This is a genomic window from Novosphingobium sp. LASN5T (assembly GCF_003856955.1).
GTDB lineage: Bacteria > Pseudomonadota > Alphaproteobacteria > Sphingomonadales > Sphingomonadaceae > Novosphingobium.
Genome location: NZ_RQSI01000021.1, coordinates 54,863 through 78,165, shown reverse-complemented (window position 1 = coordinate 78,165; position 23,303 = coordinate 54,863). Strand labels below are relative to the sequence as shown.

Sequence of the window (23,303 nt, the reverse complement as noted above, 5' to 3'; positions counted from 1 at the left end):
GACGGCGGCCGCGCGCCTTCGGGCTGCGGCTGGCGCGCCAGCGCGGCCCGGCGCGCCACTTCCGCGCGCCAGGCGGCCAGCCGTTCGCCCGCCTGGCGAAAGCCGTCCATGCCCTGTCGCGTCAAGTCCGTCATCTGGATCATCGCGCCTTCCTGCACTCACCGGGATCAACCTCCGATGAACGCACGGCAATCGCAATTGTTTCAGTTTCGCGTCAATCGCTGCGCGCCGCCGTCAATTTTCCGTCAGCCGCGCCTACCTGGCGGAAACGTTACTTGGCAGGGGGCTGGGGCGTCACATCTTCCGCACCGGTGCATTCGCCCGCGCGCTTCGACTTCATCGACATGGCCATGGCCATCGCCTTGCCGTTCGGCCCCTTGCCATCCATGTTCATTGTCGCGTCGTAGCTTTCGGGCGTATAGGTGCCGCCCATCGTCACCACCTGTTCGCCGCTCGCGGTCTTGCAGGTCATCTTGGCGTCGAGCTTGCCGCCCGCCATCGTGAACGAATCGTATTTGCAGCCATCGCCCACCTGGCCGAAAAATTCACTGTTGGGCTTTTCCACCTGCTCCTTGGTGAGGCAGCTCGACATCGTGCGCGCCTGCCCCATGGCCTGCTGCATCGCCGCCTTGGCTTCCGGCGAAATCCCCTCGATTTCCATCTTCTCGATCTTCACCGTGGTTTCCCAGCGGCCCGGGGTGAAGCGGATATCCGATGCCGCCACCTTCTTGGCTACCTCCGCCACGCTCTCGTTCTTCGCCTCGACCTTCTTCTCGTCGCTGCACGCCGCCAGCGAAAGGCACATACCGGCGACCAGCGCGGGCAACAGGATTCGACGCATGAACATTCCCCTCGGAACAACCGGGCCTCCACAGCGGGAGGCGCCATGACCACGGGCACGCTATAACCCGATTGCATTGCGCGCCAATGATGCAAATCACCCAAAATGCCCGATAGCCGCGCGCGACGGCCGGCACCGGTTGCGGAACGCAGCATGAACAGCCATATCTGCGGGCATGGCTGAACTCGTGATCCGCAGGGGGCTGGAAGAGCCCGACACATCCGGCACCTTCGTGCCGCACAAGCCGCAGCGGCCGGACAAGGTCGAAGGCGGCAAACCGTTCCGGATCGTGTCCGAATACAGCCCCGCGGGCGACCAGCCCGGCGCCATCGCCGATCTTGTGGCCACCGCGCGGGAGGGCGAGAAGACGCAGGTCCTGCTGGGCGTCACTGGTTCGGGCAAGACCTTCACCATGGCCAAGGTGATCGAGGAACTGCAGCGCCCAGCGCTGATCCTGGCGCCCAACAAGATCCTTGCCGCGCAGCTCTATGGCGAGTTCAAGAGCTTCTTCCCCGAAAACGCGGTGGAATACTTCGTCTCGTACTACGACTATTACCAGCCGGAAGCCTACGTGCCCCGGTCGGACACCTATATCGAGAAGGAAAGCTCGACCAACGAGGCGATCGACCGGATGCGCCATTCGGCTACGCGCGCGCTGCTGGAACGCGACGACGTGATCATCGTCGCCTCCGTTTCGTGCATCTATGGCATCGGCTCGGTCGAAACCTATTCGGCGATGATCTTCGACCTCAAGGTGGGAACCAGCGTCGATCAGGGGGAAATCATCCGCAAGCTGGTGGCGCTGCAATACAAGCGCAACGACGCCGCGTTTCAGCGCGGCACGTTCCGCGTGCGCGGCGACAACCTGGAAATCTTCCCGTCGCACTACGACGACACCGCCTGGCGGATCAGCTTCTTCGGCGACGAGATCGAAAGCATTGTCGAGTTCGACCCGCTGACCGGCAAGGCCGGGACCAAGCTGGGCAACGTGCGCGTCTATGCCAATTCACACTATGTGACGCCGGGGCCGACGATGAAGCAGGCGGCCGAGGCGATCCGCTTCGAGCTGTCCGAACGGCTGAAGGAACTGACGGCGGAAGGCCGCCTGCTGGAAGCGCAGCGGCTGGAACAGCGCACCAACTTCGACCTCGAGATGATCGCCGCCACCGGATCGTGCGCGGGGATCGAGAACTACAGCCGCTTCCTGACCGGCCGCCTGCCGGGCGAACCGCCGCCGACACTGTTCGAATACCTGCCCGACAACTGCCTGCTGTTCATCGACGAAAGCCACCAGACGGTACCGCAGGTGGGCGCGATGGCGCGCGGCGACCACCGCCGCAAGCTGACGCTGGCCGAATACGGCTTCCGCCTGCCCAGCTGCATCGACAACCGCCCGCTGCGCTTCAACGAATGGGACGCGATGCGGCCGCAGACCATCGCCGTTTCAGCAACGCCCGGATCGTGGGAGATGGAGCAGGCGGGCGGCGTCTTCGCCGAACAGGTGATCCGCCCCACCGGCCTGATCGACCCGCCGGTGCTGATCCGCCCGGTAGAAGACCAGGTGCAGGACTGCATCAACGAATGCCGCGAAACCGCCGCCAAGGGCTATCGCACGCTCGTGACCACGCTGACCAAGCGCATGGCGGAAGACCTGACCGAGTTCATGCACGAGGCGGGCCTCAAGGTGCGCTACATGCATTCGGACGTGGAGACGCTGGAACGCATCGAACTGATCCGCGACTTGCGCCTGGGCGTCTATGACGTGCTGGTGGGCATCAACCTGCTGCGCGAGGGGCTGGACATTCCCGAATGCGGCCTCGTCTGCATTCTCGATGCCGACAAGGAAGGCTTCCTGCGCAGCGAAACCTCGCTGATCCAGACGATCGGCCGCGCCGCGCGCAACGTGGACGGGCGCGTGATCCTCTATGCCGACCGCATGACCGGCAGCATGGAGCGCGCCATCGCCGAAACCGACCGGCGCCGGGCGAAGCAGCACGAATACAACCAATTGCACGGCATCACCCCCGCCACGATCAAGCGCAACATCCACGATATCGTGGCCGATACCGCGAGCCGCGACGGCGTGCTGGTCGAAGTGGACGCGGAAGGCGCCAACAACCTCGTCGGCCACAACCTGCGCGCCTATATCGAGGAACTCGAAAAGAAGATGCGCGCCGCCGCCGCCGACCTGGAATTCGAGGAAGCCGGTCGCCTGCGCGACGAGATCCGCAAGCTGGAAGCGACCGAGCTTGGCCTGCCGGAGGACGAACGGAAAGCGCCACTGGTAGGCCGCAGCAACGAGGGCAAGCCGGGGACGCGCAAGACCCGGTTCGGGAAGAGCCAGAAGACGAAGTGGGGGCGGTGAGGGTTGCGCCGTAAAGGTTGCCAGGCTAAAAAGTAATTACGTCAAAGGGGCCACTCCCAACAGGCGCGTATCGGGTCCGCCTCCCAAAATGTGAGTAAGACGTCGAGCCACGTGGATCGTGTTCGTCGTTTCTTTTATTCACAGGTCGTATTTATGATCCGCACCTTCGCCGACCCTGAGACCGAACGCATCTGGCTCGGCCAGCGCAGCCGCAAGCTGCCGTCCGACATCCAGCAGGTTGCCCGCCGGAAACTGCGCCTGCTGCATCGTGTCGCCAAGCTCCAAGATTTGCGCATCCCGCCGGGCAACCGTTTCGAGCAGTTGAAAGGCTTCACACCTTCACGATATAGTCTGCGTATCAACGACCAGTGGCGCATCACGTTTCGCTGGTCTGACGGAGGCGCGGACGATGTCCGGATCGAGGACTATCACTGAGGACGAGGGCCTGCTGGACAACGTCCATCCGGGCGCGATCCTGCGTGAGGATTTCCTGATCGGCAGCGACATTCCGGTGGAAGAAGTCGCCGCCGGTACGGGAATCGCGCACGATCGGCTGGAAGCCTTACTGACCTGCTCCGCGCCGGTTGACGCGAACGCGGACCTGCGGCTGGCGCGCTATTTCGGAATCAGCGAAGGTTTTTTCCTCGGCTTGCAAATCGACTTCGATCTTGAAGAGGAACGCCGCGCCCACGGGGACGAACTCTCCCGCATTGCACGCCGCGCCGCCTGACCACCAAGCCCGGTTCTCCCGACCATGCTCATCCGTCCGCTGCTGTTCGGCGCCGCTCTCGCCCTGTCGCTCTCCGCCTGTTCCAAGCCGGCGCCACAGCCCGCTGACGGCGGCGGGCCGCTGGGGGCGGTACGGTTTTCCATTCCCGCCAACGAGCCGATGCCGGGACCACCCGCACCCGATGCCAAAGCGGGGTGGAGCGCCCATGCCGGCGGGGAGGCGGCGCGCTATGGTTTTCCGGGGCAGCCGCCGCTGCTGATGCTGGCCTGCCATGGCGGGCAATTGATCGTCACCCGCCCGGTGCCCGCCGAGATCGGCGCGCAGGCGCTGTTCGCGCTGATCGGCGGAGGGCAGATCCTGCGCCTGCCGGTCGATGCCACCAATCTGCCCGGCGAGCGCGGCTACATCTGGCAGGGCACGATCGCGGCCGACGATCCGCGCGCCGCCGTGTTTACCGGCAGCGGCTTCGACGGCACCCTTCCGGGCGCGGGCAAGATCACCGTAGCGGGCAGCGATGTCGCGCGCGAAGTGGTGCGCCGCTGCCGGAGCCGGGCCGCCGACGAGGACGCATCGCCCCTGCCCCTGCCATCGGCGCCGCCCCCGCCGAAGCCGGCCGAACACGCGGCGACCTGAGGACGCCGGCAGCCGCTGCGGTCAGCGCCAGCTGTGCAGCCAGGTATAGGCGGTATAGGCGTTCTTCGCCGGCAGCCGGCCCGCCGACAGGATCGGGTGGAACCCGATGAACAGACCCACCGCCAGCAGCAGCGCGACCCGGCCCGGCCAGCGCACGCCCAGATCCCACCAGTCGGCCAGCACCACCGCCAGCGCGGCGGTGAGGAACAAGCTGGCCAGCATGTAGTGGTAGTAGAACTGCACCGGCTTGCCGTTCACCGCCCAGAACACCAGGCTGAGGAAATAGAGCGCGAACAGCCCCGCGCGCAGGCGGTTGCCGCGCAGGCCGTCCCACAGGCAGAACAGCAGCGCGGGCAACCCGGCGAGCATCGTGAACGGATTGCCCAGCATCAGCACGCCGCGCTGCGCACCATCGACCTTTTCATAGAGGAACCAGATCGGCCGCAGGTTGAACATCCACTGCCACCACCGGCTCATGTAGGTGTGCGGCTTCACCACGCTGTCCTGCAATTGCAGCATGTATTTCTGCCAGGGCAGCAGCCCGTGCAGCGTCATCGGCTGGACCTTGTAGAAGAAGGCCGGCGCGAACGTGGCGAGGTAGGTCAGGATCGGCAGCAGGCCCAGCCACACCCCGGCTTCGAGCAGCGAGACGCCCGGCACCGGCGCGGCGTCGCGCGCAATCAGGACGTGCCCGCGCCGGCCGGCCAGCGCGCGCCAGCGGTCCCACGCGAACAGCAGGCCGGGCGCGGCGAGCAGCGGCGCGCCGTTCCACTTGGCGCCGAGCGAAAGGCCCAGGAACACGCCCGTCAGCGCCAGATGCAGCCGCGCGCGTCCGGGCCGGCCCTCCCCGCCCCTGCGCCAGGCCAGCGCCCATTGCCAGAACGCCAGCGCCATCGCGCCGCCCATCGCCATGTCCAGCATGGCGATGCGGGCGATCACGAACCAGATGAAGTTGGTGGCCATCAGCACGCCGAACACCAGCGTCGCCCGGCGCGATAGCGTGGCCCACCACATCGCGCGCATGGCCGCGAACAGGCCCAGCGTGCCCACGATCGCCGAGGGCAGGCGCCAGCCAAACGGCGTATCGCCCACCAGCTTCATCGACAGCGCGATCAGTTCCTTGCCCACCAGCGGGTGTTCGGGATTGAGCCGGCTGGACAGTTCGATCAGCCGGCGCGCGGCGGGCAGGTAATGGATTTCATCGAACATCGGCTTCGACGGGATGCCGAGCCGGTGCAGCACCACCACCCAGAACACGAACGCCAGCAGCACGCACCAGCCGAGCGGATCACAATCCCGGCCGGAACGGTGGGCACGATCGAAAGCGGGGGCGTTGTGGAGAAGCGAGGCCATGCCCATCGCCAGATAGGCCGATGCGCGGAACCACGCAATGGGAGGTGACGGGGCACGCCTTGCACCGTCAACGCGCGCGGCGTAAGGCCCTGCGCCATGAAACGGACGACTGGCCAGGACCGCTCGATCACCGCCAAGTGGCGCCCCGCAACCCGCGCCGTGCGCGCTGGCACCTGGCGTTCGGAGATGGGCGAGACATCGGAAGCGTTGTTCCTGACATCGGGCTACAGCTACGACGATGCCGCCACGGTTGCCGCGCGCTTCGCCGGCGAACAGCCAGGCATGACCTATTCGCGCCTCCAGAATCCTACGGTGGCGATGCTGGAAGAACGCATCGCCATGCTGGAAGGCGCCGAAGCCTGCCGCGCGCAGGCCAGCGGCATGGCGGCGATGACCGCCGCGCTGCTCTGCCAGCTTTCCGCCGGCGATCACATCGTTGCCGCCAAGGCCGCGTTCGGATCGTGCCGCTGGCTGGTGGACAGCCTGCTTCCGCGCTTCGGCGTGGAAGGCACGGTGATCGATTCCCGCGACAACGCGGCGTGGGAAGCAGCGATCCGCCCCAACACCAAGGTGTTCTTCTTCGAAACGCCGGCCAACCCGACGATGGACATCGTCGACATGGAATATGTCTGCGGGCTGGCGCGCGCGCATGGCATCACCACCGTGGTCGACAACGCCTTCACCACCAGCGCGCTGCAACGCCCGCTGGAATTCGGCGCGGATGTGGTCGCCTATTCCGCCACCAAGATGATGGACGGACAGGGCCGCGTACTGGCCGGCGCCGTGTGCGGTTCGGACGATTTCATCAACAACAAGCTGCTGCCATTCCAGCGCAACACCGGGCCGAACCTGGCGCCGTTCAACGCCTGGGTCGTGCTGAAAGGTCTGGAAACGCTGGACCTGCGCATCAACCGGCAGAGCGAGAACGCGCTGAAGGTCGGCCGGTTCGTGGAAAGCCGCGTGCCCACGATCCTCCACCCCGGCCTTGCCAGCCATCCCCAGCACGATCTGGCGATGAAGCAGATGTCGGCCTGTGGTTCGATCTTCTCGATCGTGCTCGATGGCGGGCGCCAACAGGCCCACGCGCTGCTGGATGCGCTGCAACTGATCGACATCTCCAACAACATCGGCGATTCGCGTTCGCTGATGTGCCACCCCGCCTCGACCACGCACTATTCGGTCGCCCCCGAAGCGCGCGAGGACATGGGCGTGACCGAGGGGATGCTGCGCCTGAACGTCGGCCTGGAAGATCCGGACGACCTGATCGAGGATCTGGATCAGGCGCTTAGCAAAGCCGGGCTCTGAGGGCCGGCCTCTGGCACCGGGAACACATCCCCGTTGCATCCGTTCGTGGACAGTCGGGCAAAACCCCGGCTAGTTTGGTCCCGAACGGGCAGCGGGGAGCAGTCGATTGCTGGCGGAAGAGCATCTTTCCGCGATCATCCAGTCGTCGGATGACGCCATTATCAGCAAGCAGCTCGACGGCACGGTCATAAGCTGGAATCCGGCCGCAACGCGAATCTTCGGGTACGAAGAAGCGGAAATGGTCGGCCAGTCCATCCGCCGTCTGATTCCGGCCGATCGCCAGGGCGAGGAAGACGCGATCATCGGCCGCATCCAGCGCGGAGAGCGCGTGCGGCATTTCGAAACGATCCGGCTGCGCAAGGATGGCACGCCCATCCGCGTTTCGTTGACGATTTCGCCCGTGCTCGATGCCGAAGGCCGGATTGTCGGCGCAAGCAAGATCGCGCGGGACGTGACCGACCAGTTCGCCGCCGCCGAAGCGCTCAAGGAAGGCGAGCGCCGCTTCCGCATGCTGGCGGACAACATTTCGCAACTGGCGTGGATCGCGGCGCCCGATGGCGGGCTGAACTGGTACAACCGCCGATGGTACGACTACACCGGCACCCGGTTCGAGGACATGCAGGGCTGGGGGTGGGCTGCTGTCCAGCACCCCGATCATCTCGAACGGGTCCGTGAAAAGTTCGCACGGCACATCGCCGCCGGGCGCGAATGGGAAGACACGTTTCCCCTGCGCGGGCGTGACGGCAGCTATCGCTGGTTCCTTTCGCGCGCGAAGCCGATCCGGGATGAGCGCGGCGTGATCCTGGCCTGGTTCGGTACCAACACCGACGTGACCGAACTGCTCGACAAGGAAGAGCAGATCCGCATCCTGCTGATGGAAGTGAATCACCGCTCCAAGAACATGCTGGCCGTGGTGCAGGCGCTTGCCCGGCGATCGGGCAACGTCGATCCGGTGTTTCTCCAGCGCTTCGAACAGCGGCTGGCCAGCATGTCCGCCAATCAGGACCTGCTGGTGCGCCGCGGCTGGGCGACGATTCCGATGGGCGAACTGGCCGACGCGCAGCTCGCCATTCTCGATGGCGAGAGCCGCAGCCACGTTTCCACGGACGGCCCGCACATCGACCTTGCCCCGCGCGCGGCCGAAGTTATCGGCATGGCGCTGCACGAACTGGCCACCAATGCGATCAAGTACGGCGCGCTTTCCCTGTCCGGCGGAAGCGTCAACCTGGCGTGGCGCGAAGCGGACGGCCGGTTTGTGGTGGAGTGGCGGGAACGGGGCGGCCCCGCCGTTGCCGCACCGCGCGAGAGCGGTTTCGGCACCACGCTGATCCGCCATATCCCCGCGCGCAGCCTGTCGGCGAACGTGACGCTGGATTATGCGCAGGAAGGCTTGCTGTGGCGGCTGGACTGCGACGCGGACGTCGCCCGCAATCTCGCTTCAACCTGATCGCGCGCGCCGGCCGACCTGCCCGATCAATCCGTTTTCGCGCCTTCCAGCGCGGCGAGTCGTGCCTTGAGCGTTTCCACTTCCTCGCGCGCGGCAGCGGCCATGTCCTTCACCGCGTCGAATTCCTCACGGCTGACGAAATCGAGGCCACCGAACACCTCGCGAACCTTTTCGCGCGCGGTCTCGCCCGCTTCGCGGCCGACGCCGGCAAGCGTTCCGGCAGCGCTGTTCATCAGCTTGACGAAATCGGCGATCAGCGGGTTTTCGCTTTGCATGGCAATCTGTCCTGAAACTGGTGATGCCGCCTAGATGGGGCCGATTGCCGCCGGCCGCAAGGTGCGATCAGTGCCCGAGTTGCACCCGCACCGTCGCCCCCGCAGGTGCAGCCCCGTCGGCATGCGGATTGAGCGTCAGCAACTGCCAGTTGAGCAGCGATGCAAAGCAGACCCACGCGAGATAAGGGAGCAGCAGCCCCGCCGCCAGCGGACGCACGCGCCAGAACAGCGCGATGGTAACCGCCAGCGCCAGCGCCAGCGCCCCGATGATCCCCAGCGCGAGCGCGATCCGGTGCAGGCCGAAGAACACGGGGCTCCACGCCAGATTAAGCGCGAGTTGCACGACGAACGTGGCCACCGCCAGCCCACGCCCCCGCGCGCCCCGCGCCGAAAGCACCATGGCCAGCGCAACGCCCATCAGCACGTAAAGCACCGTCCACACGATCCCGAACGTGGCGGGCGGCGGATAGAGGCCGGGCTTGGTCAGCGCCGCGAACCAGGGGTTGTCAGGCCCGCTGCCCGCGCTTCTTCCCGAAAGGAAGCCCAGCGCGAGGACGAGCGGAACCGTGAAAAGCGACCAGCGCAACAGGCTGGCCCGAAGCTGTGCGGGCGAAGCGAGGTATCTCATGGCACCTTACTGCGGGCAGAGTCCGGAGAAGCCGGCGCCCTTCGTGATTCGCCCGGGATATTGGCGGGCCGATGCCGGCCGCGCAATGTCACAAACGCGCACAATGCGCGGTTCAGGCGCGAAAAGCCGCGATCAGGAATTCCACATTGCCTTCCGGGCCGGTGATCGGGCTTTCCACGATCCCATCCACCTCCCAGCCCTCGCCCTCAAGCCAGGCCCGGACCTCGGCACAGACGCGCGCGTGCAGCGCCGGATCGCGCACCACGCCGCCCTTGCCCACTTCCGCCCGGCCGACCTCGAACTGCGGCTTGATCAGGGCGACCAGCCGCGTCGGCCGCGCGGCCAGCGCCAACGGCACCTCCAGCACCTTGCGCAGCGCGATGAAGCTGGCGTCGCACACCACCCAGTTCGCCGACCTGCCGATGTGCGCAGGCGTGAGCACGCGGGCGCTGGTCTGTTCCAGCACGGTGACGCGCGGGTCCTGCCGCAGCTTCCACGCCAGCTGGTTGGTGCCCGAATCGACCGCGAAAACGTGATCGGCCCCATTCTGGAGCAGAACGTCGGTGAAACCGCCGGTGGAACTGCCGACGTCCATCGCGGTCACGCCGCGCGGGTCCAGCGCGAAATGCGCGATCGCGTGGGCCAGCTTGATTCCGCCGCGCGAAACCCACGGGTGGTCGCGCCCGCGCACGTCGAGCGCGACGTCCGCGGGCACCGTTTGCCCGGCCTTGGCGATCTTCGCCTCGCCGGCATAGACCAGCCCCGCCAGGATCAGCGCCTGCGCCCGCGCGCGGCTTTCGACCAGCCCGCGTTCGACCAGCAACTGGTCCACGCGGACCTTCGCGGCCGGCTTGGCAGGTCGGGTGGGCTTCACCGAAGCGGAAGGAGGCGGGGTTGAGGTCACCTCCCGTTCCTTTCATACAACGGGCATGAAGATCAACCACAGCGCGCGACACCGTCGCCCCCGCGTCGCGATTTCCGCCCCGGCCAATTCCGCCCTGGCCGTGCTGGCGGCTACGCTGGCGCTTGCCGGCTGCGTCGCCGCACCGGCGCCGCCCCCGGCGCCGCAACCCACCCCGCGGGTGACGCCGGCACCCCCAGCGACGCAGACAACAGCGCCGCCGCCGGCCTTTCGCGACTGGCGCGATGCCCCGCAGACGGCGGGATCGTGGTTCTATCACGCAACGCCAAACGGCGGCATCGCGCAGTTTTCCAACCCGCCGAGCGCCACGGCACTGCTCAGCCTGCGCTGCGACCGCGCGGCCCGCACGGTGACAATTGCGCGGGCGGGCGCGGCACCGGGGCCGCTGCCGATGTCGGTAACCACCAGCACGCAGACGCGCCCGCTCAGCGCAGCCCCTTCGCGCGCGCAAACGCTCGAGGCCGTTCTGCCTGCGGGAGACCGTTTGCTGGATGCCATGGCGTTCAGCCGGGGCCGCTTCGCGGTGGAGGTGAACGGCCTTCCCACGCTCTATCTGCCGGCGTGGTCGGAAGTGGGCCGCGTGATCGAGGATTGCCGGGGCTAGCGGGCCTTGCGTCCGGGCTTTCCGACGCGCCATTTTGCACACGCGAAGTCTCGATACTGACGCCAAAAAAGTTGAATGCAAGTCTTGTTGTTCGCGCCCGAATGACTCACATTCTGGTCAAGGCCGGAGGGCCTCAGACGCTCCCGGTCCAGCCGCTCGCAAGGCGGCGATCTTTGGCTCAACAGCGCGAAAGGAGGTGATCCGATGTCTCATGGTTCAGCAGAGAGGTCGGTACAGTCCCGCGCGAGGCATTATCGCTGAGTTTCGATTAAGCGATAAAGGCTTCGTGGGCGGCACTTCCGGCCGCTGACCATGCGAAGGGCTGCTTCCGGGTTACCGGGGCGGCCCTTCACATTTATTACAAACTGCTTGCGTTTCGCGTAATAATAGTTCACGGCGCTTTCCTTGCCGATTCCTGCGGAAGGACTGACTGCCATGGCGACGCTCGCCGAATCCGAAATGACCTTCGCCCACCTGCCCCACCCCGCCCCGCTGGCGGCGGATGCGCGCGCGGCGGTGCTGGCCGATCCGGGCTTCGGCAAGGTCTTTTCCGACCACATGGTATCGATCGACTGGGACGAGGAACGCGGCTGGCATAGCGCCTCCGTCATTCCCTATGGCCCGATCCCGATCAACCCGGCCGCTGCGGTGCTGCACTATGCCCAGGAAATCTTCGAGGGGCTGAAGGCCTATCGCCTCGCCGATGGCGGCATCGCCCTGTTCCGCCCGGAAGCCAACGCGGCGCGCTTCAACGCTTCCGCCCGCCGGCTGGCGATGCCCGAACTGCCCGAAGCGCTGTTCGTGCAGGCGGTGAAGGAAATGGTGCTGGCCGACAAGGACTGGTTCCCGACCGTGGAGGGCGGGTCGCTTTACCTGCGCCCGTTCATGTTCGCATCGGAAGCCTTCCTCGGCGTGCGCCCGTCGAAGCAGTACAAGTTCCTGGTGATCGCCTCGCCAGCCGGCAACTACTTCAAGTCGGGCGCGCCGGCGGTGTCGATCTGGGTGAGCGACTTTACGCGCGCCGCACCGGGCGGCACCGGCGCGGCCAAGTGCGGTGGCAACTACGCCGCCAGCCTCGTCCCCACCGCCGAAGCCTTCGAACGCGGCCATGACCAGGTGCTGTTCCTCGATGCGGTCGAGCGCAAGTGGGTGGAGGAACTGGGCGGCATGAACCTGTTCTTCGTGTTCGATGACGGTTCGATCCTCACGCCCGAACTGACCGGCACGATCCTGCCCGGCATCACCCGCGAAAGCCTGATCCGGCTGGCGCAGGAAGAAGGCCTCACCGTGCGCGAAGGACGCTACAGCCTGGACCAGTGGAAGGCCGACGCCGCTTCGGGCAGGCTCGTCGAAACCTTCGCCTGCGGCACGGCGGCGGTGGTTACCCCGGTCGGCCGCGTTTCCGGCCACGATGGCGCGTTCACGATCGGATCGGGCGGCCCGGGCCAGCTCACGCAGAAGCTGCGCCAGAAGCTGGTGGCGATCCAGCGCGGCGACGCGCCGGATACGCACGGCTGGGTCAAGCGGATCGCCTGACCGACACCGGAGGGCGATCTGGAGCCGGATGTCCATCATCCCGCATCGTCATTGCGAGGGGCGTAGCCCCGCGGCAATCCAGAGTTACATGGCGCGGCTCTGGATTGCTTCGCTGCGCTCGCAATGACGAAGCGGGTCAAAGGCAAGTCATACTCTAGTAGTTCCACTGCAACTGACTGCGGATGACGCTGCCCTCCGCCCGGCCGAGGCGGCGTTCATCGGCTTCGTTGCGCTTCATTCGGGCATAGGCCAGCGTCAGCTCGATCGCCTTGATCGGCTGCCATTCCACGCCCAGTTCCACTTCGTCGGTTTCCAGGCGCGGCGCGTTGATCGCCGCCTTGTAGCCGCCGCGATACCGCTGCCAGCGCGCATAGGGCATGAACGGTCCGATCGGGGATTCCTCGACCCGGTACATCGTCTGCACATAGCCGCCGTCCAGCTTCTTCGCGCGGATGGCCTGCGCCGCGACATCGAATTCCGGCCCGCGCCCCCAGTTCCATTCAGCCTGAATCCCGAACGGCTGGGGATAGAGGATGGCGTGCAGGCCCACGCGGTTGTCATCGAACGCCACCGGGCTCACCCCGCCGGTGCGGATATCGGGCTGCACCTTGTTGCGCATCAGCGACGCGCCCAGTTCCAGCACCTGCCCTTCAAAGGCGTCGCCCAGTCCGTCGAGCCGGAACGGCCATGTGCCCATGGCGGTTAGCATCAGCGTCTTGTTCTGTTCGGACCGGGCAATCCCCTGGCCGTTGAACGCACCCAGCGAAAACGCACCATAGCTGCCGAACAGCTTCTGCCCCTTCCTGCCCAGATCGTCCCAGATCCGCTGCACGCGCGCCGGCGTATAGAACGCGATCACGCCCAGATCGCGCTCGCCCGGAACCGCGCTGTTGATGGCATCGGAACGGTCGAGCGGGAGCCGGTTGGACGACGATTGCAGGTTTTCCCAGCCATAGGGCACTTTCGATTGCCCGAAGCGCAGCTTGAAGCGCTTGGCCCGGTCCAGCGCGACATCGACATAGGCATCGCGCAATTGTCCGAACGTCTCGCGCCGTTCGCCGACCGACTGGTTGGCGACGGCGGTGGCGAAATCGTGCTGGAGATAGAACGAGATCCGGTCGGTCAGGTCGCCCTGGAAGACGAGCCGCACCCGCCGGAGCGAAAAATTGCCGGCATCGTTCAGCCCGCTGTCCGAAACGGAGCGCAGGCGCGAACGGTTTCCCGGGGCGGTGGCATCGCCGGAGATGATGCTGTTGAAGCGCAACTGGGTATAGCCGCGCATCTGGATGCGTTCGTACCACGCTTTCGCACGCGGGGGAGTGCCGGACGAAGCGACCGGCAAGGGCGCGGCAGGTGCTGGCGCCGCCGATGCAAGCGCCACGGGCGCCGGTGCGGGTGTGGGTTCTGGTGCTGCGGAAGCCGCCACCTGTCCGCTCGCCGCGCCCGCCGGTGCCGCCTTCGTCGCGGCGAGCGCCGCCGTCAGCGTTTGCACGGCCGCTTTCAGTTCATCGATCTGGCGCTGCAGTTCTTGCACGCTCTGCGCCCGCGCGGCTGCCGGAGGCAGCGCAACCATGGCCGCTATGATCAGCGCTGACGCGCCGCGTCCCTTCATCAGTCGCCCCTTCCGCCGAAACCCTGTGCCGTTGCGGCACGCGAATCCGGCTGCGGGGCAAGCCCCGCGATTGTCCCCGAAGCAGGCGATGCGAAATGCGGTGCCCCTTCCCTGGCAGGGGCATTATGACGCTTGTGTTACACTTTTTTGACGTTCAATTGACCAAACTTCAGTCATACGCGCGCGCCCGGAAAAAGCGCGGTGTTGCACCCCGGCCCCGGCCATGGCATCCCGCGCCATCGCTTAACCGCGCGATTAGGACGCGCGGCTGAAACGCAGCTGGAGAGAACAGGCATGTCGATTTCGTTCAAGGACCGGGTCGCTATCGTTACCGGCGCCGGCGGTGGGCTGGGCCGCGCCTATGCGCTCGAACTGGGACGGCGCGGCGCCAAAGTCGTGGTCAACGATCTGGGTGGATCGCGCGACGGCACCGGGGCTTCGGATGCGGCGCAGAAGGTCGTCGAGGAAATTCTTGCCGGCGGCGGCGAAGCCATCGCCAACGGCGGGTCGGTGACCGAATACGAGCAGATGGCCGAGATGGTCGCACGCGCCAAGGAAAAGTGGGGCGGCGTCCACGTCCTAATCAACAACGCCGGCATCCTGCGCGACAAGAGCTTCACCAAGATGGAGCCCGCCGATTTCGAACTGGTGGTCAAGGTCCACCTGATCGGCTCGGCCTTCGCCACCAAGGCGTGCTGGGACCTGATGCGCGAACAGAACTACGGCCGCATCCTGATGACCGCTTCGTCCACCGGGCTGTTCGGCAACTTCGGGCAGGCGAACTATGGCGCGGCCAAGCTCGGCCTCGCCGGACTTACCAAGACGCTGTACCTCGAAGGCGCGAAATACAACGTGAAGGTCAACACGCTTGCCCCCGTCGCGGCAACGCGCATGACCGAGGACATCCTGCCCGAGGAAGCCTTCAAGCTGTTCGGCCCGGAGAACGTCGTCCCGGCAGCGCTGTTCCTCGTTTCGGAAGACGCCCCCAGCAACGCCATCGTTGGCGCGGGCGCAGGCGCTTACCATTCGGCGTGGGTCACGATGAACAAGGGCGTGGTCCTGCCGCCGGCGGAACGCACCGTGGAAGGCTTCGCCGCGGCGTGGGACCGCATTTCCGACCGCACCGGCGATTTCGTGCCGGCATCGGGATCGGAACAGAGCCAGGTCATCATCGGCCAATTGCAGGCCGCGATGAAAGGCTGATCGGCAGGAAGAATGGCCAGCCGCAATCATGACACCACAATAGCGATGATTGCGGCTGACTTTCCCGACCGGCGCGCTAGGATTCAACAGCGAACCGGGAGAGCGCGATGACAATCGAGGATGGCAGGCGGATACTGGCCGGCCGCGCCAAGGCCCTTTCCATCGTCCTGCTGCTGTTCGTGGCGGCCGATCTGGCGCTCTCCGTCATCACCGCCCTGGGCCTGCTCGATCAGGCCGCCACCGACCCGATGGCCGCCCGCATCGCGATCGCGGCGGGTCTGGCCCAGTTCGGGTGCCTTGTCGCCAGTGCGGTCACCACATCGATGTGGCTCTATCGCGCCAACGACAACCTGCGCCAGACGGGCGCCACGCTGACCTATGGCCCCAACGGCGCCTGGGCGTGGTATCTGGTGCCGGTGGCCAATCTGTTCAAACCGTTCCAGGCCATGCAGGAAATCTGGGACGCCAGCCTTGGGGCGTCATCGGAAGCGGCAAGCCATGGCCAGGCGTTGCTGCGCCTGTGGTGGGGATGCTGGATCGGCGGCAATATCCTCGCCACCCTGGCCCAGCGCCTGGAAGACGTGAACCATGCCGTCGCCACCGTGCTCGGCTTCGGCGCAACCGCCAGCCTCGCCGGGTCCGCGTGGTTCCTCTATCGCATCGTGGGCGAGATCACCGAAGCGCAGCAGGCGCGGGAGACAGCGGCGGTGTTTGCCTGACCGGCCCCCGGACCGGCGCGGGCGCAGGCGCGCAATCGCCCCGCTCGGCCCCGATCATCTGCATGGACCGGACCCGCGCCAGTGCCTCCGCCCGGCTGACAGGGTGCGCCACCCCGCTGGTGGCATCGATCACCAGCGGCTCCAGGCAATCGGGTGCCAGCCGCGCTTGCGGCGTGTCTTTCGCGCGGTAGGGCACCAGCAGCAGCCAGTGGTCGGAACGGAACAGCACGCGGATCAGCGGACCGTTCGGCGCTTCGGCGCGGTTCTGGCGCTTGCGTGCGGGCGCCGCGTCGGAGCAGGCGGAAAGCAGCAGAAGCGACAGCAGCAGGCCGGCGCGTGCGCAGCCGTATCTCCTAATCGTCCACCACCTTGAGCAGCTTGCGTTCGAGCGGGACAAGAACGCCGGCCAATTCATGCCCGCGCTTGAGCACTTGCCCCGCCTCGCCATAAAGCGCCCACATGCCCTGCCGGGTCCGCAAGGCCGGGCATTTCTCGATCCGGGCGCTGGGCCGCTCGGCAGTGCGCCGAAAGGCCGAGAAGCTGGCAGCATCGCGCCCGAAATCCATCGCATAGTCCCGCCAGATGCCAGCCGCGACCATGCGCCCGTAGAGATCGAGAATCCGCATGAGTTCGTCACGCGCGAACGCCACCTGCGGCACGGCGCGCGCATGGGGAAAGGGAATGACCGTGCCGGCGGGAGCCCCGCCCGACGCGTCCGCTCCGCCCGGCCCGCTCAGGTCCGCGACCTCCGCCGCGTGGGCGACGGCGCGGTTCCGTCACCATCGGCGGTTTCGAGCTGAGCCGCCACGAGCGCGGCCACCTGCGCCTTGAGCGCGGCGACTTCCGCCTCCAGTTCATCGACCCGGGTGCCACCCGCCGGCTCGCACGGCTCCTTGCAGGGCGTGCCATAGGGGATGAAGTCCTTGAGCCAGGTTTCGACCGGGACCAGCGTGGAGCGAGCCTTGAGGCCGATCATCGTGGCGCCTTCGGGCACATCCTCGGTCACCACCGCGTTGGCCCCCACGCGGGCGCGCTGGCCCACCGTGATCGGGCCGAGAATCTGCGCGCCCGATCCGATGATCGCGTTGTCCTGCAACGTGGGGTGGCGCTTGCCGGGCACGCCGTTGGCGGGGTTGGTGCCGCCCAGCGTCACGCACTGGTAGATCGTGACGTTGTCGCCGATCTCGGCCGTTTCCCCGATCACGGTAAAGCCGTGGTCGATAAACAGGTGTCGGCCGATCTTCGCGCCGGGATGGATGTCGATTCCGGTCATGAAGCGGGAAAAGTGATTCACCGCGCGGGCCAGGAAATAGAGCTTCCCCTGAAACAGCCAGTGCGCCACGCGATGCAGCGCCACCGCCCACAGGCCGGGATAGAGCAGGATTTCCCAACGCGAACGCGGCGCGGGATCGCGCGCCTGGATCGAATCCAGATAGTCGATCAGTTTCGCGAACATGGGCCGATTCTCCCTCTTTTCACGGCTCAAGGCAAGCGCGGCGGTTGCCGGCCCGTGCGCTCGCCGCCCTCGCCCCCTGAAACGGCGAGCGCATCGCGCAGCAGCGATATGGTGACGGATGCCTTGCGCTCAAGGCTCAGCCTGTCGATTGTTTCGACAAGCCGTTCCGCCGCCGCATGGGTCCGCTCGATGCGTGGCAGCAGATAGGCCAGCGCGCCATCGCCCAGCACCAGCCCGCGCCGCGCCGCGTGCGCTTCGATCAAGGCCTCCAGCAGGGCATCATCCGGCGCGCCGATTTCCAGCGGCAGCGCCGCGCCCAGCCGGGAAGCGAGATCGGGCAGGGTCACCTTCCATTCGCCCGGGGCGGCGTTGCTGACGATCAGCAGCGGCCGGCCTTCCGCCTGGGCGCGGTTCCAGCGGTGGAACAGCTCGTCCTGCGGCAGGCTGTCGGCGTCGTCCACCACATCCCCCACCCCGCTTTCGGCAAACCAGCGCGCCAGCAGGCTCTTGCCCGAACGCGGCGGCCCGGACAGGATCGCGGTGCGGAACGGCCAGTCCGGCGCGGCGCGCAAGCCATCGATCACCGGCTGCAGCGACGGCCCGATGGCAATCGTCTCCGCCCCCACGGCGGTCACCAGCGGCAAGGCGATCTGCGACATGCGATTCATCGACCGGAACGCGCGCGCGCCCGCCGGCCATATACGGATCGCCGGTTACTTGCGGATAGAAAGCGCATTGGCGCCCTGCGTGACTTTCCAGCCCTGCGCGCGCAAAGCCGCCGCCAGCGCTTCAAGATCGCCGGCAAACGTCACGCGCATCACCGAAGTGCCGCCGATCGCGATGCTGGTCGTCGCCACGCCCTGCACCCCCGCTGCCGCGCGAACGCCGGCCAGCCCCGAATCGACCGCCGCGCCATCGGGCGTAGCGAATTGCACGATGAAGGTCGTGGCGGGCGCCGCTGTGGTCGATGCTGCGGCCGCGGGGATGCCATCGAGACCTGCGACCGGACCGGCGGCGGGCGCCGGACCGAGCTGGCCCAGCGCCTGCTCGATCAGCTTGGGATCGATCTTGGTGGCCATGTTGATCGTGGGGTCAGGGGTCAACTGGCCATTGGCCAGCGCGCCCGCATAGATGCCATCGATCCGGCGCACCGCATCCGCCAGCATCGCCGGCAGCTTGTCCTCGCTCTCGGCGGTCAGCTGAAAGCTGCCCAGGAAGCGGTTATCCGGGCCATAGCGCGCGGTAAAGGTGCCGCGAATCGGCCCGCCCGGCCATTGCCGTTCCAGCCGCGCGATCGGTACGACCACATCCGCCGCGCCGAATTCATCGAGGATCAGCCGCCACCAGTTGCGGCTGCGGCGCGAAACCTGACCGGCCGTGAGCAGCAGCGAATCGGCACCGCCACCGTTGGGGCGCACATAGTCGATCACGCTTTCGCCGGTGCGGAAATCGGCCCAGGCCTTCTGCCAGGGCGTACGCGTTTCGAACACCGAACCCGCACCGCCCTGATAGAGTACGGGAATCACCAGCATCGGCGCGGACTTAGCGTGCGCGCCCTGCAAGCCAAGATATTGCGACGTCCGGGCGCGATCGAAGATCAGGCCCAGCCGCGCGATATAGCGGTGCGGGCCGATTTCCTCCTTTTCGACCACCACCGCCGACACCAGCGAATCGATCGTGCCGTCATCCAGCGCCGGTGCGCCGCCGCTGCCCAGATGGTTGTGTTCCCACAACTTTTCCCAGCCCTTGCGCTGCGCTTCGCGCCAGCCCTTCATGCGCGCGTCCTCGGCATTGTCGCCCGAGACGTTCACCTCGATGCCGCCAACCTCGAAATCGCCGTTGCTGGCGATCGGCGCGATGCCGCGATCGCCCTCGATCTGCGCAAGCAGCGCGGGGCCGGCAAAAACCAGCGCAAGCGCCGACGCACCGCCGATTCCCGCGGCGATCCAGGCCTTCCGGCTCAACTTCGGCATCTGCATTGCGCGCGGAACGGCCAAGGGAACTCCCGTAGAATGGCCGCCGGACCCTGTTGTTCGCGACCTCTTCGCGGGCGCTTTTGCCGAAAGGCAAGTGGAAATCCAAGCAGGAAAGCGCTAGGCGGCGGCGATCATGGCAACCGACAACACTCCTTCGCCCCAAAGCTACAGCTACGAACAGGCTGGCGTTTCCATCGCCGCAGGCAATGCGCTGGTCAAGGCGATAGGCCCTTTGGCCCGTGCCACCGCCCGCCCCGGAGCGGACGCGGAACTCGGCGGATTCGGTGGCTTTTTCGACCTGCGCGCCGCCGGCTACAAGGACCCGCTGCTGGTGGCCGGGAACGATGGCGTGGGCACCAAGGTCAAGCTGGCCATCGACCACGACCGACACGACCACATCGGTATCGATCTTGTCGCGATGTGCGTGAACGACCTGATCGTACAGGGCGCGGAGCCGCTGTTCTTCCTCGACTACTTCGCCACCGGCAAGCTGGATAACGGCGTGGCGGAGCGGGTCGTCGCCGGCATCGCCGAAGGCTGCAAGATCGCCGGCTGCGCGCTGATCGGTGGCGAAACGGCGGAAATGCCGGGCATGTACGGCCCCGGCGACTACGACCTTGCCGGCTTCTGCGTGGGCGCGGTGGAACGTGGCGAACAACTGACCGGCGATCGCGTGGCGGAAGGCGACGTGCTGCTGGGGCTGGCTTCGTCCGGCGTCCATTCCAACGGCTATTCGCTGGTGCGCCGCCTCGCCGCAGACAAGGGCTGGAAGCTCGAACGCCCGGCCCTGTTCGACAACGAACGCCTGCTGATCGATTACCTGATCGAACCGACGCGGATCTACGTGAAAAGCCTGCTGCCCGTGGTCCGTTCGGGCCGGGTCCATGCGCTGGCGCATATCACGGGCGGCGGATTGCTCGAAAACGTGCCGCGCGTGCTGCCCGCCGGGCTTCATGCGCGGATCGATGCCGACGCGTGGGAACAGCCGCGCCTGATGGCGTTCCTGCAGGCGCAGGGCAACATCGAGCCGCAGGAAATGGCGCGCACCTTCAACTGCGGCGTGGGCATGGTGCTGGCCGTCGCGCCGGCGGACGTCGCGTCGGTGACCGCCGAGCTTGAAACGGCGGGCGAAACCGTGTTCCGCGTCGGCGAAATCGTGCAGGGCGAGAAGGGCTGCACCGTGACCGGCAGCGCCGAAACCTGGTCCGCGCGCGCCGCATGGGAAGCGACGCACCTTGGCTGACCGCGCGCCCGTCGCCGTCTTCATCTCGGGCAGCGGCACCAACATGGCCGCGCTGCTCTATGCCAGCCGGGCGGAAAACTGCCCGTACCGCATCGTCCTCGTGCTTTCGAACAACCCGGACGCATCGGGGCTGAAGCTGGCCGAAGCCGAAGGTGTGGCGACGTTCTGCCTGCCGCACAAGGGCATCGCGCGCGCCGACCATGACGCGGCCATGGAAGCGGAAGTCGTCCGCGCCGGCGCGCGCTTCATCGCGCTGGCGGGATACATGCGCATCCTTTCCCCCGCATTCGTCGGCCGCTGGGAAGGCCGGATGCTGAACATCCACCCCTCGCTGCTGCCGAAATACAAGGGCCTGCACACGCACGATTGCGCGATTGAGGCGGGCGACAGCCACGGCGGCTGCTCGGTCCATCTCGTCACCGCCGAACTCGACGACGGCCCGATCCTGGGCCAGACGCCGGTGGCGATCCTGCCAGGCGATACCGGCGACACCCTGGCCGCGCGCGTGCTGATCGCGGAACACCAGCTCTATTCGCGCGTGCTGGCCGACTTCGTGACGCGCGAAACCGCGCCGGACTACCTTGTCGCGCAAGTGCGCGAACGCGCCATGGCGCTGCCCGAGGCGGACGAAGTCACCAGCCACGGCATGCCTTGCTTCGGCGTAACGAAGGGCAAGAAGTTCGCCTACATCTCGATCGACCACCACGGCGACGGCCGGACGGCGCTGCTGGTCAAGATCAGCGGGCTGGACGAACAGGAACAGCTGATCGAAAGCGATCCGGCGCGCTATTACCGGCCGGCCTATTTCGGCGATGGCTGGATCGCGATCCGGCTCGACCTGGGCGATACCGACTGGGACGGCATCGCCGACTGGCTGCGCCGAAGCTGGGCCGCCATCGCCCCCAAGCGCCTGGCCGCAATGATGGACTTCTGACGGGCGCTTTCCGCGTTCCTCGCTGCCTGACCCTTTACAGGCGCCCGCGCGCGTGGGACGCAGAGGGCGATGACGCTTTACCAGCTTGAAGTTACCGGCGCGCTCCTTCTCGTCGCGGCGGAAATATGGGCGCTGTTGCGCGCCATGCTGCGGCCGCACCGCGAACCCGAATCGCGCGTCGCCTGGCTTGTGGTCATCCTCATGTTCCCGGTCGTCGGCGTGCTGGGCTACCTGCTGCTGGGTGAAACGCTGCTCAGCCGCGACCGGAGGCGGCGCGGCGCGGAGATCGATGCCGCGCTGCCCCGCCCGCCCGGCGACATGGCCGCGCATTGCCAGGTGAGCCAGAGCCCCTATGCCGCGCCGTTCGCGCTGGCGAGCACGGTCAACGCGCTGGAGCCGGGCGGTGGCAACGCCGCCCGCCTGTTCACCGACAGCAATGCCGCGATCGACGGCATGATCGCGGACATCGAGGCGGCACGGGACACGGTCCACCTGTGCTTCTACATCTGGTTGCCCGACAACAACGGCACGCGGCTGGCCGAAACCATGGCCCGCGCCGCCCGGCGCGGGGTGCGCGTGCGCGTGCTGGCCGATGCGCTGGGATCGCGCCTGATGACATCGTCGCCGCTGTGGCGGATGATGCGCGAAGCGGGCGTGGAAGCCCTGCCCGCGCTGCCGGTGGGCAATGTACTGTGGACGATGCTGCGCGGCCGCGTAGACCTGCGCAACCACCGCAAGGTGCTGGTGATCGACAACCGCATCGCCTGGTGCGGCAGCCAGAACGCCGCCGACCGCGAATTCCGCATCAAGCCCCGCTTCGCGCCGTGGGTGGACATCATGACCCGCTGGGAAGGACCGGTAACGCGGCAATGCCAGTTCCTGTTCGCGTCCGACTGGATGGCCGAAGGCGGGGACGACGTATCACCGTTGCTGATCGACGCTTGCGAGGAGACGGACGAACGGCCGGGCGACATAATCGCGCAGGTCATCGGCACCGGCCCCACGCTGACGTATGCGGCGATGACCGCCTGCTTCGCCGAACTCATCCATTCCGCGCGGCGCGAACTGGTGATCAGCACGCCCTATTTCGTGCCAGACGAACAACTGCTCTACGCGCTGCTGTCCACTGCGCGGCGCGGCGTGGACACGGTGCTGATCGTGCCCGCGCGCAACGACAGCCGCTTCGTCGCGGCCGCCTGCCGCAGCTATTACCATGCGCTGCTGGAAGCCGGGGTGAAGATCCACGAATACCGGCCCGGCCTGCTCCACGCCAAGACCATGGCCGTCGACGGGCAGGTGACGATGATCGGTTCGGCCAATCTCGACCGCCGCAGCTTCGAGCTGAACTACGAGAACAACATCCTGTTTCTCGATCCGACGCTGACGAGCGCGATCCGGGCCACGCAGGACCACTGGATCGCGCAGTCCGTGCCCATCACCGCCGCGATCGTGGCCGGATACAGCCTGCCCCGCCGCCTGTGGCAGAACCTTGCCGCGATGATGAGCCCGCTGCTCTGAGAG

The 23,303-nt window shown here is 66.8% G+C and carries 24 protein-coding genes; 13 read left to right on the top strand and 11 right to left on the bottom strand.

Going from position 1 to position 23,303, the window contains the following annotated elements:
• Positions 1–271 precede the first annotated feature (271 nt).
• Positions 272–841 (bottom strand): DUF3617 domain-containing protein, encoded by a 570-nt coding sequence (locus tag EH199_RS14755; RefSeq protein ID WP_190287281.1) that lies wholly within the window; start codon positions 839–841, stop codon positions 272–274.
• Positions 842–1,016: 175 nt separating this feature from the next.
• Between EH199_RS14755 and uvrB the strand changes: the two genes are divergently transcribed.
• The 4 genes from uvrB to EH199_RS14735 all read left to right on the top strand — a co-directional run bounded on the left by uvrB (position 1,017) and on the right by EH199_RS14735 (position 4,569).
• Positions 1,017–3,206, top strand: coding sequence for an excinuclease ABC subunit UvrB (uvrB, locus tag EH199_RS14750; protein ID WP_124810055.1), 2,190 nt, complete (start codon positions 1,017–1,019; stop codon positions 3,204–3,206).
• Positions 3,207–3,359: 153 nt separating this feature from the next.
• Positions 3,360–3,641, top strand: coding sequence for a type II toxin-antitoxin system RelE/ParE family toxin (locus tag EH199_RS14745; RefSeq protein ID WP_124810068.1), 282 nt, complete (start codon positions 3,360–3,362; stop codon positions 3,639–3,641).
• Positions 3,616–3,936, top strand: a complete 321-nt coding sequence (locus EH199_RS14740) for a HigA family addiction module antitoxin (RefSeq protein ID WP_124810054.1) — start codon at positions 3,616–3,618, stop codon at positions 3,934–3,936. Before EH199_RS14745 ends, EH199_RS14740 begins: the two co-directional genes overlap by 26 nt.
• 24 nt (positions 3,937–3,960) lie before the next feature.
• Positions 3,961–4,569 carry a hypothetical protein gene (locus EH199_RS14735; RefSeq protein ID WP_124810053.1) on the top strand — a complete coding sequence of 203 codons (609 nt, stop codon included), beginning with the start codon at positions 3,961–3,963 and terminating at the stop codon, positions 4,567–4,569.
• Positions 4,570–4,590: 21 nt separating this feature from the next.
• On the opposite strand, the gene EH199_RS14730 is transcribed toward EH199_RS14735, so the two are convergent.
• Positions 4,591–5,922 (bottom strand): phospholipid carrier-dependent glycosyltransferase, encoded by a 1,332-nt coding sequence (locus EH199_RS14730; protein ID WP_124810052.1) that lies wholly within the window; start codon positions 5,920–5,922, stop codon positions 4,591–4,593.
• Positions 5,923–6,018: 96 nt separating this feature from the next.
• Here EH199_RS14730 and EH199_RS14725 point away from each other — a divergent pair, with 96 nt between their 5' ends.
• Both EH199_RS14725 and EH199_RS14720 read left to right on the top strand, forming a co-directional pair.
• Positions 6,019–7,227: a PLP-dependent aspartate aminotransferase family protein gene (locus EH199_RS14725; RefSeq protein WP_124810051.1), complete on the top strand. Its 1,209-nt coding sequence runs from the start codon at positions 6,019–6,021 to the stop codon at positions 7,225–7,227.
• Positions 7,228–7,333: 106 nt separating this feature from the next.
• Positions 7,334–8,674 carry a PAS domain S-box protein gene (locus EH199_RS14720; RefSeq protein ID WP_124810050.1) on the top strand — a complete coding sequence of 447 codons (1,341 nt, stop codon included), beginning with the start codon at positions 7,334–7,336 and terminating at the stop codon, positions 8,672–8,674.
• Positions 8,675–8,700: 26 nt separating this feature from the next.
• On the opposite strand, the gene EH199_RS14715 is transcribed toward EH199_RS14720, so the two are convergent.
• The 3 genes from EH199_RS14715 to EH199_RS14705 form a co-directional block, all read right to left on the bottom strand.
• Positions 8,701–8,949 carry an accessory factor UbiK family protein gene (locus tag EH199_RS14715; RefSeq protein ID WP_124810049.1) on the bottom strand — a complete coding sequence of 83 codons (249 nt, stop codon included), beginning with the start codon at positions 8,947–8,949 and terminating at the stop codon, positions 8,701–8,703.
• Between the two features lie 67 nt (positions 8,950–9,016).
• A complete protein-coding gene (locus EH199_RS14710; RefSeq protein WP_124810048.1) occupies positions 9,017–9,577 on the bottom strand; it encodes a TspO/MBR family protein in 561 nt (186 codons plus the stop codon).
• A 112-nt stretch (positions 9,578–9,689) separates the two neighbouring features.
• Entirely contained in the window at positions 9,690–10,481 is a 792-nt protein-coding gene (locus EH199_RS14705; RefSeq protein ID WP_124810047.1) for a TlyA family RNA methyltransferase, read from the bottom strand.
• 25 nt (positions 10,482–10,506) lie between these two features.
• On the opposite strand from EH199_RS14705, the gene EH199_RS14700 reads away from it, so the two are divergent.
• Both EH199_RS14700 and EH199_RS14695 read left to right on the top strand, forming a co-directional pair.
• Positions 10,507–11,103: a hypothetical protein gene (locus EH199_RS14700; RefSeq protein ID WP_124810046.1), complete on the top strand. Its 597-nt coding sequence runs from the start codon at positions 10,507–10,509 to the stop codon at positions 11,101–11,103.
• A 435-nt stretch (positions 11,104–11,538) separates the two neighbouring features.
• A complete protein-coding gene (locus EH199_RS14695; RefSeq protein WP_124810045.1) occupies positions 11,539–12,639 on the top strand; it encodes a branched-chain amino acid aminotransferase in 1,101 nt (366 codons plus the stop codon).
• Positions 12,640–12,793: 154 nt separating this feature from the next.
• Here the strand turns inward: EH199_RS14695 and EH199_RS14690 are convergent, their stop codons facing one another.
• Positions 12,794–14,251: a porin gene (locus EH199_RS14690; protein ID WP_124810044.1), complete on the bottom strand. Its 1,458-nt coding sequence runs from the start codon at positions 14,249–14,251 to the stop codon at positions 12,794–12,796.
• A 294-nt stretch (positions 14,252–14,545) separates the two neighbouring features.
• On the opposite strand from EH199_RS14690, the gene EH199_RS14685 reads away from it, so the two are divergent.
• Entirely contained in the window at positions 14,546–15,454 is a 909-nt protein-coding gene (locus EH199_RS14685) for an SDR family NAD(P)-dependent oxidoreductase (protein ID WP_124810043.1), read from the top strand.
• 107 nt (positions 15,455–15,561) lie between these two features.
• The gene (locus tag EH199_RS14680) at positions 15,562–16,173 is read left to right on the top strand and encodes a DUF4328 domain-containing protein (protein WP_124810042.1); all 612 of its coding nucleotides are present in this window, start codon (positions 15,562–15,564) and stop codon (positions 16,171–16,173) included.
• Here the strand turns inward: EH199_RS14680 and EH199_RS14675 are convergent.
• From EH199_RS14675 to EH199_RS14655, 5 genes are all read right to left on the bottom strand, one after another.
• On the bottom strand, positions 16,127–16,570 hold the full coding sequence (locus EH199_RS14675) for a hypothetical protein (protein ID WP_124810041.1): 444 nt from the start codon (positions 16,568–16,570) through the stop codon (positions 16,127–16,129). The two genes, EH199_RS14680 and EH199_RS14675, sit on opposite strands and share 47 nt — an antisense overlap.
• Positions 16,527–16,823 carry a DUF2794 domain-containing protein gene (locus EH199_RS14670; RefSeq protein ID WP_124810067.1) on the bottom strand — a complete coding sequence of 99 codons (297 nt, stop codon included), beginning with the start codon at positions 16,821–16,823 and terminating at the stop codon, positions 16,527–16,529. The genes EH199_RS14675 and EH199_RS14670 overlap by 44 nt, the downstream gene beginning before the upstream one ends.
• 83 nt (positions 16,824–16,906) lie before the next feature.
• The gene (gene epsC / locus EH199_RS14665; protein WP_124810040.1) at positions 16,907–17,629 is read right to left on the bottom strand and encodes a serine O-acetyltransferase EpsC; all 723 of its coding nucleotides are present in this window, start codon (positions 17,627–17,629) and stop codon (positions 16,907–16,909) included.
• A gap of 26 nt (positions 17,630–17,655) precedes the next feature.
• Complete coding sequence (locus EH199_RS14660; protein ID WP_124810039.1) at positions 17,656–18,288, bottom strand: ATPase; 633 nt, start codon at positions 18,286–18,288, stop codon at positions 17,656–17,658.
• Between the two features lie 54 nt (positions 18,289–18,342).
• Positions 18,343–19,626: a heavy-metal-associated domain-containing protein gene (locus EH199_RS14655; protein WP_223806694.1), complete on the bottom strand. Its 1,284-nt coding sequence runs from the start codon at positions 19,624–19,626 to the stop codon at positions 18,343–18,345.
• A 112-nt stretch (positions 19,627–19,738) separates the two neighbouring features.
• Between EH199_RS14655 and purM the strand changes: the two genes are divergently transcribed.
• The 3 genes from purM (at position 19,739) to cls (ending at position 23,300) form a co-directional block, all read left to right on the top strand.
• Positions 19,739–20,848 (top strand): phosphoribosylformylglycinamidine cyclo-ligase, encoded by a 1,110-nt coding sequence (gene purM, locus EH199_RS14650; protein WP_124810038.1) that lies wholly within the window; start codon positions 19,739–19,741, stop codon positions 20,846–20,848.
• Positions 20,841–21,782 carry a phosphoribosylglycinamide formyltransferase gene (gene purN, locus EH199_RS14645; RefSeq protein WP_124810037.1) on the top strand — a complete coding sequence of 314 codons (942 nt, stop codon included), beginning with the start codon at positions 20,841–20,843 and terminating at the stop codon, positions 21,780–21,782. The genes purM and purN overlap by 8 nt, the downstream gene beginning before the upstream one ends.
• Before the next feature lie 69 nt (positions 21,783–21,851).
• Complete coding sequence (cls, locus tag EH199_RS14640; protein ID WP_124810036.1) at positions 21,852–23,300, top strand: cardiolipin synthase; 1,449 nt, start codon at positions 21,852–21,854, stop codon at positions 23,298–23,300.
• The last annotated feature ends 3 nt before the right edge of the window (positions 23,301–23,303 follow it).

Excerpts from the sequence above, each read along its gene's own strand:
- uvrB (WP_124810055.1), top strand. The coding sequence starts at position 1,017 with ATGGCTGAACTCGTGATCCGCAGGGGGCTGGAAGAGCCCGACACATCC.
- EH199_RS14755 (WP_190287281.1), bottom strand. The coding sequence starts at position 841 with ATGCGTCGAATCCTGTTGCCCGCGCTGGTCGCCGGTATGTGCCTTTCG.
- EH199_RS14690 (WP_124810044.1), bottom strand. The coding sequence starts at position 14,251 with ATGAAGGGACGCGGCGCGTCAGCGCTGATCATAGCGGCCATGGTTGCG.
- EH199_RS14745 (WP_124810068.1), top strand. The coding sequence starts at position 3,360 with ATGATCCGCACCTTCGCCGACCCTGAGACCGAACGCATCTGGCTCGGC.
- EH199_RS14680 (WP_124810042.1), top strand. The coding sequence starts at position 15,562 with ATGACAATCGAGGATGGCAGGCGGATACTGGCCGGCCGCGCCAAGGCC.
- EH199_RS14695 (WP_124810045.1), top strand. The coding sequence starts at position 11,539 with ATGGCGACGCTCGCCGAATCCGAAATGACCTTCGCCCACCTGCCCCAC.
- EH199_RS14725 (WP_124810051.1), top strand. The coding sequence starts at position 6,019 with ATGAAACGGACGACTGGCCAGGACCGCTCGATCACCGCCAAGTGGCGC.
- epsC (WP_124810040.1), bottom strand. The coding sequence starts at position 17,629 with ATGTTCGCGAAACTGATCGACTATCTGGATTCGATCCAGGCGCGCGAT.
- EH199_RS14730 (WP_124810052.1), bottom strand. The coding sequence starts at position 5,922 with ATGGCCTCGCTTCTCCACAACGCCCCCGCTTTCGATCGTGCCCACCGT.
- EH199_RS14685 (WP_124810043.1), top strand. The coding sequence starts at position 14,546 with ATGTCGATTTCGTTCAAGGACCGGGTCGCTATCGTTACCGGCGCCGGC.
- EH199_RS14660 (WP_124810039.1), bottom strand. The coding sequence starts at position 18,288 with ATGTCGCAGATCGCCTTGCCGCTGGTGACCGCCGTGGGGGCGGAGACG.
- EH199_RS14740 (WP_124810054.1), top strand. The coding sequence starts at position 3,616 with ATGTCCGGATCGAGGACTATCACTGAGGACGAGGGCCTGCTGGACAAC.
- cls (WP_124810036.1), top strand. The coding sequence starts at position 21,852 with ATGACGCTTTACCAGCTTGAAGTTACCGGCGCGCTCCTTCTCGTCGCG.
- EH199_RS14700 (WP_124810046.1), top strand. The coding sequence starts at position 10,507 with ATGAAGATCAACCACAGCGCGCGACACCGTCGCCCCCGCGTCGCGATT.
- EH199_RS14715 (WP_124810049.1), bottom strand. The coding sequence starts at position 8,949 with ATGCAAAGCGAAAACCCGCTGATCGCCGATTTCGTCAAGCTGATGAAC.
- EH199_RS14735 (WP_124810053.1), top strand. The coding sequence starts at position 3,961 with ATGCTCATCCGTCCGCTGCTGTTCGGCGCCGCTCTCGCCCTGTCGCTC.
- purM (WP_124810038.1), top strand. The coding sequence starts at position 19,739 with ATGGCAACCGACAACACTCCTTCGCCCCAAAGCTACAGCTACGAACAG.
- EH199_RS14710 (WP_124810048.1), bottom strand. The coding sequence starts at position 9,577 with ATGAGATACCTCGCTTCGCCCGCACAGCTTCGGGCCAGCCTGTTGCGC.